This is a genomic window from Ottowia flava (assembly GCF_008017535.1).
GTDB lineage: Bacteria > Pseudomonadota > Gammaproteobacteria > Burkholderiales > Burkholderiaceae_C > Ottowia > Ottowia flava.
The window spans coordinates 50,452-64,341 of the sequence record NZ_VRUA01000002.1 but is presented as its reverse complement, the minus strand read 5'-3'; the positions used below and the strand labels follow the sequence as shown (position 1 = coordinate 64,341).

13 protein-coding genes and 1 pseudogene are annotated in these 13,890 nt (G+C 67.4%); 11 read left to right on the top strand and 3 right to left on the bottom strand.

The window, feature by feature from the left end; genetic code table 11:
• Positions 1-11 precede the first annotated feature (11 nt).
• The 7 genes and pseudogenes from FVQ98_RS19980 to FVQ98_RS02430 all read left to right on the top strand — a co-directional run.
• Positions 12-785, top strand: a pseudogene (locus tag FVQ98_RS19980) (SDR family oxidoreductase); the annotation flags it as partial.
• A complete protein-coding gene (locus tag FVQ98_RS19975; RefSeq protein WP_370512914.1) occupies positions 780-1,220 on the top strand; it encodes a dihydroneopterin aldolase in 441 nt (146 codons plus the stop codon). The pseudogene FVQ98_RS19980 and the gene FVQ98_RS19975, both read left to right, overlap by 6 nt.
• A 151-nt stretch (positions 1,221-1,371) precedes the next feature.
• The gene (locus FVQ98_RS02450; RefSeq protein ID WP_147911843.1) at positions 1,372-2,463 is read left to right on the top strand and encodes an SGNH/GDSL hydrolase family protein; all 1,092 of its coding nucleotides are present in this window, start codon (positions 1,372-1,374) and stop codon (positions 2,461-2,463) included.
• 51 nt (positions 2,464-2,514) lie between these two features.
• Positions 2,515-3,453: a tRNA 2-thiocytidine(32) synthetase TtcA gene (gene ttcA, locus FVQ98_RS02445; RefSeq protein ID WP_147911842.1), complete on the top strand. Its 939-nt coding sequence runs from the start codon at positions 2,515-2,517 to the stop codon at positions 3,451-3,453.
• Positions 3,454-3,502: 49 nt separating this feature from the next.
• Entirely contained in the window at positions 3,503-4,237 is a 735-nt protein-coding gene (locus FVQ98_RS02440) for a DUF4136 domain-containing protein (RefSeq protein ID WP_147911841.1), read from the top strand.
• 107 nt (positions 4,238-4,344) lie between these two features.
• Entirely contained in the window at positions 4,345-4,995 is a 651-nt protein-coding gene (locus tag FVQ98_RS02435; RefSeq protein ID WP_147911840.1) for a histidine phosphatase family protein, read from the top strand.
• Positions 4,979-6,160, top strand: a complete 1,182-nt coding sequence (locus FVQ98_RS02430; RefSeq protein ID WP_147911839.1) for a DSD1 family PLP-dependent enzyme — start codon at positions 4,979-4,981, stop codon at positions 6,158-6,160. Before FVQ98_RS02435 ends, FVQ98_RS02430 begins: the two co-directional genes overlap by 17 nt.
• 192 nt (positions 6,161-6,352) lie before the next feature.
• Here FVQ98_RS02430 and FVQ98_RS02425 read toward each other — a convergent pair whose 3' ends face one another.
• On the bottom strand, positions 6,353-6,832 hold the full coding sequence (locus FVQ98_RS02425) for an Lrp/AsnC family transcriptional regulator (RefSeq protein WP_255507591.1): 480 nt from the start codon (positions 6,830-6,832) through the stop codon (positions 6,353-6,355).
• A gap of 173 nt (positions 6,833-7,005) precedes the next feature.
• On the opposite strand from FVQ98_RS02425, the gene glmS reads away from it, so the two are divergent.
• Positions 7,006-8,913 carry a glutamine--fructose-6-phosphate transaminase (isomerizing) gene (gene glmS, locus FVQ98_RS02420; RefSeq protein ID WP_147911837.1) on the top strand — a complete coding sequence of 636 codons (1,908 nt, stop codon included), beginning with the start codon at positions 7,006-7,008 and terminating at the stop codon, positions 8,911-8,913.
• A 227-nt stretch (positions 8,914-9,140) separates the two neighbouring features.
• On the opposite strand, the gene FVQ98_RS02415 is transcribed toward glmS, so the two are convergent.
• Positions 9,141-9,563: an Lrp/AsnC family transcriptional regulator gene (locus FVQ98_RS02415; RefSeq protein WP_147911836.1), complete on the bottom strand. Its 423-nt coding sequence runs from the start codon at positions 9,561-9,563 to the stop codon at positions 9,141-9,143.
• Between the two features lie 149 nt (positions 9,564-9,712).
• Here FVQ98_RS02415 and FVQ98_RS02410 point away from each other — a divergent pair, with 149 nt between their 5' ends.
• Together FVQ98_RS02410 and ctlX are read left to right on the top strand one after the other, a co-directional pair.
• Positions 9,713-10,762, top strand: coding sequence for an ornithine cyclodeaminase (locus FVQ98_RS02410; RefSeq protein ID WP_147911835.1), 1,050 nt, complete (start codon positions 9,713-9,715; stop codon positions 10,760-10,762).
• A gap of 25 nt (positions 10,763-10,787) precedes the next feature.
• Positions 10,788-11,732 (top strand): citrulline utilization hydrolase CtlX, encoded by a 945-nt coding sequence (gene ctlX / locus FVQ98_RS02405; RefSeq protein ID WP_222707547.1) that lies wholly within the window; start codon positions 10,788-10,790, stop codon positions 11,730-11,732.
• Between the two features lie 294 nt (positions 11,733-12,026).
• On the opposite strand, the gene FVQ98_RS02400 is transcribed toward ctlX, so the two are convergent.
• Positions 12,027-13,277 carry a lytic murein transglycosylase gene (locus FVQ98_RS02400; RefSeq protein WP_255507590.1) on the bottom strand — a complete coding sequence of 417 codons (1,251 nt, stop codon included), beginning with the start codon at positions 13,275-13,277 and terminating at the stop codon, positions 12,027-12,029.
• A gap of 137 nt (positions 13,278-13,414) precedes the next feature.
• Between FVQ98_RS02400 and FVQ98_RS02395 the strand changes: the two genes are divergently transcribed.
• Complete coding sequence (locus tag FVQ98_RS02395) at positions 13,415-13,867, top strand: MaoC family dehydratase (protein WP_147911834.1); 453 nt, start codon at positions 13,415-13,417, stop codon at positions 13,865-13,867.
• Positions 13,868-13,890 lie beyond the last annotated feature (23 nt).

Sequence of the window (13,890 nt, the reverse complement as noted above, 5' to 3'; positions counted from 1 at the left end):
CCCGATTGTCCTTGAACACCGCTGCCCTTTCCCGCACCGTGCTCGTCACCGGCGCTGGCCGGCGCCTGGGCCGCGCCATCGCGCTGGCTTGCGCTGCGGCCGGCTGGCGCGTCGCCGTGCACTACCACCGATCGCGCCAGGATGCTCTGGATACCGTAGCTGCCTGCGCAGAGTTGGGGCCGGCTGGCGCCGCATTTGATGCCGATCTGGCGGACGAGGCGCAAGCCCGCGCGCTGCTGCCGCGTGTGGTCGCCGCGCTCGGCCCGGTCGACGCGGTGGTCAACAGCGCCGCGCTGTTCGAGTTCGACAACGCCACCAGCTTCAGCACCCGCTTGCTCGACGCGCATCTGCACGCCAACACCGCCGCACCCGTGCTGCTGGCGCAGGCCCTGGCCGCGCACCTGGATGCGCGCGATGCGCCGCCCGCCACCGGCTGCGTGGTCAACCTGCTGGACCAGAAGCTGTTCAACCCCAACCCGGACTTCTTGAGCTATACCCTCAGCAAGGCCGCGCTGCAAAGCGCCACCACGCTGCTGGCGCAGGCCCTGGCGCCGCGCGTGCGGGTGGTTGGCGTTGCGCCTGGGCTGACGCTGACCAGCCATCTGCTGAGCGACGAGCGCTTTGCCGAGCTGCACCGCATGAGCCCGTTGGGCCGCTCGTCCACGCCTGAGGACGTGGCCGCCACGGTGGTGTTTGCGCTGGGCAACCGCTCGCTCACCGGCGCCACGCTGCTGGTCGACGGCGGCCAGCACCTGGTGCGCTTTGAACGCGATTTTTCCATGATGAATGCGGCGCCGGCCCTACAGCCGATTGCGCAGCCAGCTATTGAAAAAGAAGCGAACGCGGCTGCCGACGCCACCGCCGGCGGCCAGACGCTGACGCTGAACGGCCTGCGCTTTGACGCCAGCCTGGGCATCCTCGACGAGGAAAAAACCGCGCCGCAGCCGATCCAGGTTGACGCCGAGCTGAACCTCGGCCCGCAGCCGCTTCGCCCGCGCGACGACGACATCACCCACGTGCTGGACTACCGCAAGGTGCGCCAGATCATCATCGACGAATGCACGGACGAGCACGTCAACCTGCTTGAATCGCTGATCGGCAAGCTGTGCGAGCGCCTGCTGGGCTTGCACGGCGTGCTGGGCGTGCGCGTGAAGATCGCCAAGCTGGAAATCTTTGACGATTGCGAAGTGGCGATACGGATGGAGGCGGGCCGCTGGTAGGGCCGCAGCGCGGCGCCTTGTCTGGCTTGGCTGCTGCGGTTTTTTCGGTATAACGCGGGCACGGCCCCGGCACGGCCCCGGCACGGCGGCCGTGGTGGCGTCGGCCCGGGAAGGTGGGCGCTGGCTCACTCACTTCTTTGGGGATCGCGCCATGCCTGTTCGCTTCAAGACCTTCGCCCGCGTGGCGTCCGCCAGTCTGGCGCTGGCCGTGTTGGCCAGCTGTGGTGGCGGCAGCGATGACGATGCGGTGCGCGTCAAATCGATCACCGTCTTTGGCGACAGCCTGAGCGACGTCGGCACCTACGCACCGGCGACCGGGCGCCCCGACAACCCGGGCAAGTTCACCGTCAACCCGACGCCGGTGTGGGTCGAAAGCGTGGCTGCGCATTATGGGCTGACGCTGTCGCCCAACCGTGCGCTGACCTTGGACGCCACGGCCTCGGGCATCGCCAGCGCGGGCGTCGGCACGGCGAGGGTGCTGGGCGGCAACGGGTACGCCGAAGGCGGCGCGCGCGTCGCCCGTTTTCCCAGCCAGAGCGGCGTGGGCAACAACGACGTGGTCGCCCCGGTGGCGCAGCAGGTGGAGCGCTACCTGAGCCAGCACGGCCGCTTTGCCGCCGACCAGCTGGTGGTGATCGACGGCGGCAGCAACGACCTGTACGCCCAGCTGTCCGACCTGTGCTGGGGCACCGACAGCAACGGGCGCGGCGCTGCGGCGCCGACCCAGGCGGCGGCCGACGCGGCGGTGGACGAGGCCGCCAATGCGCTGGTCAGCGCTGTCAAGCGCATCAAGGACCAGGGCGGCGGCCCCGTGTTGGTGGCCGGCGCGTTCGACTTCACCGTGACGCCGTTTGGTGCGGCCTTCATGAAGCCGCTGGACCTGGCCGCCTGCACCGTGCCCCAGGCGCCTGCGGTGGTGACGAACTGGGCCACGCGCTTCAACCGCATCGTGGCCGAGGGCACCCAGGGTCTGCCGGACGTGCAGTACCTCGACCTGACCGACACGCTGGCGCGTGTGCTGGCCAAGCCGGGCGATTTCGGCATCGAAAACACCGCCGACATGGCCTGCAACAACACCGAGCCCACGCGCAGCGCGGTGTTCTGCACGGCGCAGACCCTGGTCAAACCGAACGCGGGCGACACCTATATGTGGTCCGACAACTTCCACCCGAGCCCGCGCCTGCACCGCGTGATGGCGGACGAGGCGATCAAGGCGGCGCGCGCCATCGCGCAGCCGCAGTAAGCGCTGGGCGCGCGGCCAGCGCCGCGCAGGGCCATCTGGGACAATCGGGGCATGACCGCGAACCCTTCTGTTCTGGACGACGTTGACGTTGCCGCTGGCCCCTCCGCCCGTTCCAAGGCCGAGCGCGAGGCGCTCAAGCTGGAAAAGCGCCTGTGCCGCCAGGTCGGCCAGGCGATTGCCGACTTCAACATGATCGAGGCCGGTGACCGCGTAATGGTCTGCCTGTCGGGCGGCAAGGACAGCTACGGCCTGCTGGACATCCTGATGAAGCTGCAGGCGCGCGCGCCGGTGCCGTTTGAGCTGGTGGCCGTCAACCTGGACCAGAAGCAGCCCGGCTTTCCCGCCGAAATCCTGCCGGCCTACCTGCAGAACCTGGGCATCGAGCACCACATCGAGACGCAGGACACCTACAGCATCGTCAAGGCCAAGATCCCCGAAGGCAAAACCACGTGCAGCCTGTGTTCGCGCCTGCGCCGGGGCATTCTGTACAGCGTGGCGCGAAGGCTGAAGTGCAACAAGATCGCGCTGGGCCACCACCGCGACGACATGCTCCAGACCTTCTTTTTGAACATGTTCTTCGGCGGCAAGCTCAAGGGCATGCCGCCCAAGCTGACCAGCGACAACGGCGAATTCATCGTGATCCGGCCACTGGCCAACGTGGCCGAATCGGACCTGATCCGCTGGGCCGAGCACTGCGAATTCCCGATCATCCCGTGCAACCTGTGCGGCAGTCAGGACAACCTGCAGCGGCAGGTGATCGGCGAGATGCTGCGCGACTGGCAGAAGAAGCACCCGGGGCGCATTGAAAACATGTTCACTGCGCTGCAGAACGTGGTGCCCTCGCACCTGATGGACGGAACCTTGCACGACTTCCGCCATCTGAAGGCGACGGGCACGCCGGACGAAAACGGCGACAAGGCGTTTGACGAAGAGCGCTTTGCCGAATCGGTGGGCACGCCTTTTGGCGGCGTGCGGCTGGTCAGCGCCTGACGCCGCGGCCCGAGGCAGCGGCTTCGTCATCGGTGCAGGAGGTTTCGACATGCAGTTCTGGTTGAAATGGATCGCGGTGGCGGCCGTGCTGGCGGGCCTCACGGCCTGTGCCACCGGGCCGCGCACGGTGGACGCCGATGTGCGCACCGTGGCCGCGCAGGCGCCGGGTGCGGCGGTGCTGCTGAACGCCCGCTACCGCTTTGAGCGCGGTCCCCTCGTCGCCGGCCAGCCGGCGCCTGACAAGCTGGAGGCCATGGCGCAGGCCGCCCTGGCGCGCGTGGGTGCGCTGCGCGACGACGCCAACGCGCAACTGAGCGTGCAGGTTGGCGGCTACGTCAGCGCCTACTGGCGCGACGAATGGGGCCGCCCGATGGGCTACGGCCCGCGCCTGTCGCTTGGGCTCGGTTTTGGCGGCGGCTGGCGCGGCGGTGGCATCGGGCTGGGCATGGGCTGGCCGCTGGACGACCCGTCCATTCCGGCCTACGTGAGCGAGGTCAACCTGCTGATGCGCGACCTGCGCACCGGCCAGATCGTGTACGACACCCGCGCCCGCCACGACGGCCCCTGGCACGACACCGACAACGTGCTGGCCGCGCTGTTCGTCGCCGCGTTGGAGGGCTACCCCAACCCGGCGCAGACCGTGCGTCGCGTGGGTGTACCGCTGGTGCCGGTGGCCAACGCCACAGGCGGCAGCGCGCCGCCGGTGCCAACGAGCGGTGCCGTTCCGCAGGCGGTGCCAGCGCCTGCGCCAGGCGCGCCGGTCATGGTGACGCCCCGCCACTGAAGCCCCTGTCAGGATCGGTTCGCTGGGGTGCCGCGTCGGCCGACCAGCGGTCGTCCCGAAGGGCTCACCGGAGCCTCATACGGTAGGGCGCATGGCATGATGACGCCATGCAGCTCACCCGCATTCTGGCCATCCGCCACGGCGAAACCGCCTGGAACGTGGGCGGCCGGCTGCAAGGCCATCTGGATATCCCGCTGAACGAGACTGGCCGCCTGCAGGCCGGTCGGCTGGCCCATGCGCTGGCCGGGCGCGAGTCGCTGGACGCGATCTACAGCAGCGACCTGAGCCGCGCGCGCGACACGGCCCAGGCGCTGGCCGACGCTACCGGCGCGCCGCTGCGGCTGCACACCGGTCTGCGCGAACGCTGCTTTGGCGACTTTCAAGGCCAGACCTTCGAGCAGGTCACCCAAGCTGCGCCCGAGGCCGCCGAGCAATGGCGCCGGCGCGTGCCCGACTGGGCGCCGCCGGGCAGGGGAGGTGAATCGTTGCTCGTATTTCAGGAGCGCGTTGCGCAGACTGTTCAAGCGCTGGTGGCCGAAAACACTGAAAAATTGATCGCCATCGTCACGCACGGTGGCGTCCTGGACGTGCTGTACCGCGCTGCGGCGCGCCTGGGGCTGCAGGACGCGCGCACCTGGCAGCTGACCAACACCGCCGTCAACCGTTTGTTGTGGAGCCCCGAGGGGGGCCTCAGTCTCGTCGGCTGGGCCGACGTCAGTCACCTGGAGGATGCGTCGCTCGATGAAAGCACAACCTGAACCTCTGCCCGACCACCTGCGTGCGCTGGTAGGTCAGGGCGTCGACGCCATCGACACGCCCGCGCTGGTGGTCGATCTGGACGCCGCCAACCGCAACCTGCAGCGGGCGGTCGAATTCGCCACCAAGCACCGGCTGCGCTTGCGCCCGCACGCCAAGATGCACAAGAGCCCGGCCGTGGCTCGGCTCGAATTGCAAGCCGGTGCTGTTGGCGTGTGCGTGCAGACCGTGGCCGAGGCCGAGGCCATGGGCGCCGGCGGCATCAACGACATCCTGATCACCAACGAAATCCTGGCGGTGAACAAGCTGCGCCGCGTGGCCGCGCTGGCGCACCAACTCAGTGTGCGCGGCGGCCAGCTCGGCATCGTCGTCGACAGCGCCGAAGGCGTGGAGCGCCTCGCCCAGGCCATGCAGCTGACCAAGGCGGTGGTCGATGTGTACATCGAGATTGACGTCGGCCAGGGCCGCTGCGGCGTGTCGCCGGACGAAAAGGTCGTCACGCTGGCGCGGGCGGTCGTCGCGCGCAGCAGCCTGCGTTTTGCCGGCCTGCACGCCTACCACGGCGGTGCGCAGCACCTGCGGACCGTGGGCGAGCGGCACGCGGCCATCGTCGCGGCCGCCGCCAAGGTGGAAGACGTGCGCCGCCTGCTGGAAGCGGCCGACATGCCCGTGCCCCTGGTCACCGGTGCGGGCACCGGCACCTTCGCACACGAAGCGGCCAGCGGCGTCTGGAACGAAGTGCAGCCCGGCAGCTTTTTGTTCATGGACGCCGACTACCTGCGCAACGACCGCGACCCGGCGCAGCCGCAGTTCGAGCCGGCGCTCTTCGTCAAGGCCCAGGTCATCAGCGTGTCGGCGGGGCACGCCGTGTGTGACGCCGGCCTGAAAGCCCACGCCATCGACAGCGGCGTGCCCGAAGTGCACGCGCTGCCCGGCCAGCCCCCGCTGCGCTTTGCCAATGGCGGCGACGAGCACGGCGTGCTGCACCCGCTGGACGAGAGCGGCCCGCTGTCCAACCTGCCCGCCTTGGGCGACACCGTGTGGCTGATCCCCGGCCACTGCGACCCCACGGTCAACCTGCACAGCCACCTGGTGGTGGTGCGCGACGGCCTGGCCGGCGGCCGCGTGGAAAGCGTGGTGCCGGTGATGGCGCGCGGCGTGTGGTGAAACCGTTGGGCGCTGCAGGCGCGGGATCCGCGTGCGTCGCCTGCTCCTTGCGATGGCAAGTGAGCTATTGATTCAGTAGCTGCTTGCGCAGATGGTTGTAGGGCTGCAGGCCAATTTCATTCAAAACTCTGTGACAGGTCATTGACCATGCTCGCCGTGGCGAGACACGCCGCGGCTCGCGCACGCCGCCGCTCACACCCCCGACAACGGCACCTGCGGCGCGAACTTGGCGCGCTTGACCGAAAAGAACGCGCGCACGTTGCGCACATTGGCGTCTTGCGTGAACAGCCGTTCGGCCAGCGCCTGGTAGCCCGGCATGTCGCGTACCCGCGCCACCAGCACGAAGTCCGGCCCCGGCGACACGCGGTAGCACTGCTGCACGGCGTCGTCCCGCACCGCGCGGCGCTCGAACGCCGCCAGGTGCGCGGCCCCTTGCTGGTCCAGCGACACTTCCGCCAGCACCGTCAGCCCGTGGCCTTGCAGCGCGGCAATGCGGTCTTCGTCGAGCACCGCCAGTTGTCCCGCGATCAGCCCGGCTTCGCGCAGCCGCCGCACGCGCCGCAGCGCGGTGGGGGGCGACACGCCCACGCGCTCGGCCAGGGCCTGGTTGCTGGCGCTCGCGTCGGCTTGAAGGGTGGCCAACAGGGCCCAATCTGTGGAATCCAATTCCATAACGGATGCCATTGTGGCTAAAAATTGCTTTCACGTCTTGAATTGGAATCAAATTTCAATATCTTCAATTCAGGGTTGATGAGATTTCACACCGCCTTCCTTACGATGCCTGCAAGCGTTTGGCAACCCCGCCGCGCGTTGTCTCTGTCCCTTTTCACACCAAGGAGTGCCTCATGTGCGGCATCGTCGGCGCCGTGTCCACGCGCAACATCGTGCCCATCCTGCTGCAAGGCCTGCAGCGGCTGGAATACCGCGGTTACGACTCCTGCGGCGTGGCCGTGCACACGGCCGGCCAGGCGGGGCAACCGTCGGGCGAACTGCGGCGCGTGCGCGGCATCGCCCGGGTGGCCGACCTGGCGCAGCAGTGCGAGCAGGAGCACCTGCAGGGCCACACTGGCATTGCCCACACGCGCTGGGCTACGCATGGCGCGCCCGCGGTCGGCAACGCGCACCCGCACTTCAGCACCGGCCCGCGCGGAGCGGATGCGGCCGACGACGAGCGCGCCGGCCGGGTTACCCTGGTGCACAACGGTATCGTTGAAAACCACGACGAACTGCGGGCGGAACTGCAGCAGCGCGGCTACCGCTTCGTCAGCCAGACCGACACCGAGGTCATCGTCCACCTGATCGACAGCCTGTACGACGGTGACCTGCTGGCGGCCGTGCAAGCGGCCACCAAGCGTCTGCGCGGCAGCTATTCGATCGCCGTGCTGCACCGCGACGAGCCCCACCGCCTGGTCGGCGCGCGCCAGGGCTCGCCGCTGGTGGTCGGCCTGGGCGCCGACGGCAAGGAGAACTTCCTGGCCAGCGACGCCATGGCGCTGGCCGGCGTGACCGACCAGATCGTCTACCTGGAAGAGGGCGACGTGGTCGACCTGCAACTGGGCAAGCACTGGGTGAACGACCGCGCCGGCCAGCGCGTGCAGCGCCCGGCGCGCACCGTGCAGGCCATGAGTGGCGCGGCTGAACTCGGCCCCTACCGCCACTACATGCAAAAGGAGATCTTCGAGCAGCCGCGCGCCATTGCCGACACGCTGGAAGGCGTGGAAGCCGTGGTGCCGGAGCTGTTCGAGGCGGCCAACAACCACGCGCCGGGCGATGGCGCTTACCCCACATTCCAGAAGATCCGCCAGGTGCTGATCCTGGCTTGCGGCACCAGCTACTACGCGGGCTGCGTGGCCAAGTACTGGATCGAGAGCATCGCCAAGCTGCCCTGCCAGGTGGAGATTGCCAGCGAATACCGCTACCGCGAATCCGTGCCCGACCCGGCCACGCTGGTCGTCACCATCACGCAGTCGGGCGAGACGGCCGATACGCTGTCCGCGCTGCGCCACGCACAGTCGCTGGGCATGCAGCACACGCTGACGGTGTGCAACGTTGCCACCAGCGCCATGGTGCGCGAATGCAAGCTGGCCTACATCACGCGCGCCGGCGTCGAGATCGGCGTGGCCAGCACCAAGGCCTTCACCACCCAGCTGGCGGGCCTGTTTTTGCTGACGCTGGCGCTGGCCAAATCGCGCGGGCTACTAACGGAAGAGCAGGAAGCGGCGCACCTGAAAGCCATGCGCCACCTGCCCACCGCGCTGCAAGCCGTGCTGGCGCTGGAGCCGCAGATCATTGACTGGGCCGAGCAGTTCGCCAGCAAGGAGAACGCACTGTTCCTCGGCCGCGGGCTGCACTACCCGGTAGCGCAGGAAGGTGCGCTCAAGCTCAAGGAAATCACCTATATCCACGCCGAGGCGTACGCGGCGGGCGAACTGAAGCACGGGCCGCTGGCGCTGGTCACCAGCAGCATGCCAGTGGTCACCGTGGCGCCCAACGACGCGCTGCTGGAAAAGCTCAAAAGCAACATGCAGGAAGTGCGCGCGCGCGGCGGCGTGCTGTACGTGCTGGCCGATGCCGACACCCGCATCGAAGCCGCCGAGGGCCTGCACGTCATCCGCATGCCCGAACACTACGGCCAGTTATCGCCCATCCTGCACGTCGTGCCGCTGCAACTGCTGGCCTACCACACGGCGGTGGCGCGCGGCACCGACGTCGATAAGCCGCGCAACCTGGCCAAGAGTGTGACGGTGGAATAGCCGTCACGAATGCCGAAGCACGGTTCAGGAACGCTCGCCTGCATCGCCAAACGGATGAGACACACATTCTGAGCTTCAATTCGGCATTATGACTGATTGAAATTAGCAAAATGCTGTGCGTGTGGACTCATGCGCCCTGCCTCTCGTGCTCAATTGGCTGAGGTCGCCATGCGCTTGTGCCCACGGTAGCGGTGCGGTGTGGCACAGCGCTGCGCCCGAACGCCAGGCTAGAGCTTGTAGGTCGACAGCAGGATGCTGGTTTCGGTGTTGGCGATGCCCTGGATCTTCCGGATGGCATGGAGCACGCGGTCAAACGATTCCAGGGTATCGGTTCGCAACTCGGCGATCAGGTCCCAGCGACCGTTGGTGGAGTGCAGGGCCACCACGTTGGGGTGACCGCGCAGTTCTCGACGTACCTCCTCTTCGTGGTTGCCGTCAACCTCGATTGAGGTGAGCGCACGGATGCGGTGACCCTCGGCCGCCGGCTTGAGCCGCACCGTGTAGCCCACGATCGTCCCTTCCGCTTCCAGCTTGGCGATGCGGTTCTGCACGGTGGCACGTGCGACACGCAATTTCTTCGCCAGCGCAACCACAGATGTGCGCGCATCGGCACGCAACAACGAGATCAGTTCGCGGTCGGTGTCGTCCATGTTTTTACATTGTGTATTTTGATAATGACAAAGTGTCAATCAAAATGAATAACAAGGCAAGTTGATCTATTCAAATTGGCGTGAAATCGGCGAACAATCTCTTGGGTGGCGGCAGGCGCCGCACGTGCTAAGACTTTCAGGAGACCTCCATGACCCGCTTCGTCGACGTTCCCACCATGGCCCGCCTTGTGCACGACATTGGCGTGGCCAAGTCCATTGGCGAACTCGCCAGCGCCATCCGTGACGATTTCGTCCGCTGGCCAGAATTCGACAAACGCGCCCGCGTCGCCAATCACTCTGAGATTGGCGTGATCGAGTTGATGCCTGTCTCCAATGCCCAGCGCTACGCCTTCAAGTACGTCAATGGCCACCCGAGCAACACCCAGCGCGGCCTGTACACCGTGATGGCCTTTGGCGTGTTGGCCGACGTGGACACGGGTTATCCGGTGCTGCTGTCCGAACTGACCGTGGCAACGGCGCTGCGAACCTGCGCGACCTCGCTGATGGCAGCGCGTGCGTTGGCCCGCCCCGACGCGCGCCGCATGGCGCTGATTGGCAACGGCGCGCAAAGCGAATTTCAGGCGCTGGCCTTTCACTGCCATCTGGGCATCGAGGAAATCGCGGTCTACGACGTCGACCCGCGCGCCACCGACAAGCTGATCTGCAATCTGTCGGTCTACCCTTCGCTGAGGATCGTCCGCTGCGCTTCGACCGCCGAAGCCGTGCGCGGCGCCGATATCGTCACCACCATCACCGCCGACAAGGGCTGCGCCACCATCCTCACGCCGGACATGATCGAGCCCGGCATACACATCAATGCGGTGGGCGGCGACTGCCCCGGCAAGACCGAGCTGCACGCCGATGTGCTGCGCGGGGCCCGCGTATTCGTCGAGTACGAACCTCAGACGCGCGTCGAGGGCGACATCCAGCAGCTGCCCGCCGACTTCCCCGTCGTAGACCTTTGGCGCGTGCTGGCCGGCACCGAAGCCGGGCGGCAGAGTGCCGAGCAGGTCACGGTGTTCGACTCGGTCGGCTTCGCGCTGGAAGACTATTCGATGCTGCGCTACGTGCTGGCGCAGGCCGAGAAGCGCAACCTGGGCACCAACGTTGAGCTTGTACCTGGGGTCGATGATCCCAAAGACCTGTTTCGCTACACCCGTCCCGCCGCGTTGCGCACGGTAATGCGCCGCGTGGCCTGAGCCTGTCGACCACCCCGCAGCCGCCATGTCCACTTTTCGCTCGATTCAGGCCCCTTCCGCGGTCGTGATGGTTCGCCCGCACCGCTTCACGCCCAATCCGCAGACCGCTGCCGACAACGCGTTCCAGAGCGAGGCTGACCAGAACGACGCACACACCATCGCTGCAGCGGCCTACCGTGAGGTCAGCCAGGCCGCCGAACAACTGCAGGCCGCTGGCGTGCGCGTGCACCTGTTCGAGGATGAAGGGGGGCGCGACACGCCTGACGCGGTGTTCCCGAACAACTGGTTTTCCACCCATCCTGGCGGGCATGTGGCCATCTACTCAATGTACTCGACCAGCCGCCGGCGCGAGCGGCGCCAGGACGTGATCGAGATGCTCAAGGCCGAGTACCGCGTCCAGGACGTGATCGACTACTCGGGTCTGGAGCAGGACGAGCTGTTCCTCGAAGGCACTGGCGCGATGGTGTTCGACCACATGGCGCGCGTGGCCTACACCGCGCGCTCGAAGCGCGCCGACCCCGTGCTGCTGGAGCGCTTCAGCGCGCATTTCAACTATGAGCCCATCGTCTTTGACACCGCCGATGGTGCGGGCAGGCCGATTTACCACACCAACGTGCTGATGTGCGTGGCCACCGAATTCGCACTGCTCGGCGTGCGTTCGCTGACCGATCCATGCCGGTCGCAGGCGGTGGTCGCGCGGCTGCAGGAATCAGGGCACGAAGTCATCGACCTGAGCCCGGAGCAGATCGGCGAGTTCGCCGGCAATGCCATTGAACTGGCGGGCCGTGATGGCCGGGTATTGGCGCTGTCGCAACGCGCATGCGACAGCCTGACGGCGCAGCAGAAGGCGCGCATCGGACGCAGTGCGCGGCTGCTGCCCTTGCGCGTGCCGACCATCGAGATGGCGGGCGGCTCGGTCCGCTGCATGATCGGCGGCATCCACCTCTCGCCGCGTCGCGCGCAGGCGTGAGCCGATGGCCGCGGTGCGGCACGAGACGAGTCAAATATCCGAGAGAGTGTTTTGTGGACCTGCGATGGGATGTCGGGTCTTGCAGCCGGATCAGGCCGCGCAGCAGTCCCAGGGGCCGTGGGGACTGCTACTTTGGTCTGCGTGGACGCCTGCTTGAGTGCGCCTTGGGGACGACGCCGGCTCGCGGAGGCAGGGGATTGGGCTTTCGGCCCTACAACCATCAGCGCAGACAGCTATTGTTTTTGAACTATTTCATGTTGCCAAGGGGTCATGGCGGGCGCGGAAAGCAGCGCGTCAGCGCGCCGTCTTGAGCGCCGCCAGCAGCTTTTGCCCCGCCCGCCCATCGGGCTTGAAGCCCAGGCGCTGCTGCTCGGCCTTGATGGCTTCGCGCGTCTTGGCGCCGATCAGGCCGTCGGCGGTACCGATGTCGTGCCCGCGGGCCAGCAGCAGGGTTTGCAGCTCGCGGTTTTGCGCGCGCGACAGGCCGGGGTCGTCCGTCGGCCAGGGCGTGACGAAGGCGACGCTGCCGCTCGGGTTGGCCACCAGGTTGGACAACTGGGCGATCGCCAGCGCGTAGTTTTCGCTGGCGTTGTAGCTGTACAGCGTGTCGAAGTTGCGCCCGACCAGGAAGGCCGGGCCGCCGCCGCGGTTGCGCGCGGGGATCAGCAGGCCGGCGCTGGGCAGGCTGTCGGGCAGCGGCGCGCCGTCCACCAGGGTCACGCCGGCGCGGCGCCAGGCGTCGATCGGGCGCTTGTTCTTGCGGCTGGCGTCCGACGTGTCCATGCCCGCCGGCAGGCGCACTTCAAAACCCCAGGGCTCGCCGCGGCGGTAGCCAGCGTTTTGCAGGAACTTGGCGGTGGAGGCCAGCGCGTCGGGCACGCTGTCGACGATGTCGCGGCGACCGTCGCCGTCAAAGTCGACCGCGCTGCGGAAAAAGGTGCTGGGCATGAACTGCGTCTGCCCGAACGCGCCGGCCCAGGAGCCGACCAGTTTTTCGGCCGGGATGTGGCCTTCCTGCAGGATGCGCAGCGTGGCCGCGAATTCGCCGCGGAAGTAGCTCTGGCGTCGCCCGAAGCACGACAGCGTGGCCAGCGACTGCACCAGCGGGCGCCCCCCCAGGATCTGGCCGAAGTTGCTTTCCACGCCCCACACGCCCATGACGATGTTGGGCGCCACGCCGCTCTGCTGCTCGATGCGGCGCAGCGTGTCCTGCCACTTGGCGTAGGCGGCGCGGCCGTCGGCTACGCGCTCGTCGTCGACCAGCACGGCGATGTAGTCCCACACCGGCAGCGTGAACTCGGGCTGCCTGTCCAGCAGCACCAGCACCGACGGGTCGGGCGCGAGGTTCTGCGTGTGCTGGGCGAAGGTGGCGCGGTCGACGTTGCGGAAGGCGGCCGAGCCCTGCAATTGCGCCAGGCAACTGCGGAATGCTGCGTCGTCCAGCGCAGGCGGTGTTTCCTGCGCGCTGGCCGTGCCCAGCAGGCAGGCGGCAAAGGCAAGGGGTGCGGCGCGTCGGCCCAGCGTGACCATGGAGGATCGATTCATTCAAAAATGATAGCTGATTGCGCAGGATGGGCGCGTACCAAGGTGAAATCATCTGCTTCACGCATCCGTGGATGGATGCAGCGCCAGTCGCCTGCCTGACAGGGTATCCATGCGCTGTGCCTGTAGATTGGCGCCCCATGAAGACCTTCGACACCCTTGCCGAGCTGGCCGCCTGCGCGGGCCAGGAAATCGTGGTGACCGACTGGGCGCCCGTTACCCAGCAGCAGATCAACCAGTTTGCCGATGCGACCGACGACCACCAGTGGATCCACGTCGACACCGAGCGCGCCAAGGCCGGCCCGTTCGGCACGACCATCGCCCACGGCTACCTCACGCTGTCGCTGCTGGCGGGGTTTTTTGACCGCTCCATCGCCGTCAAGGACGTGCGCATGGGCATCAACTACGGGTTGAACAAGGTGCGTTTCATGGCGCCGGTGCCGGCCGGCAGCCACCTACGCGTGCGCATCGAGCTGCTGAGCATGGAAGCCATTGAAGGCGGCCAGCAGGCGGCCTGGAAATGCACCATCGAGCGCGAGGGTGCCGACAAGCCGGTGTGCGTGGCCGAACCGCTGTCGCGCTATTACCTTTGAAGCTGCCTGCGCAGGCGGGATGC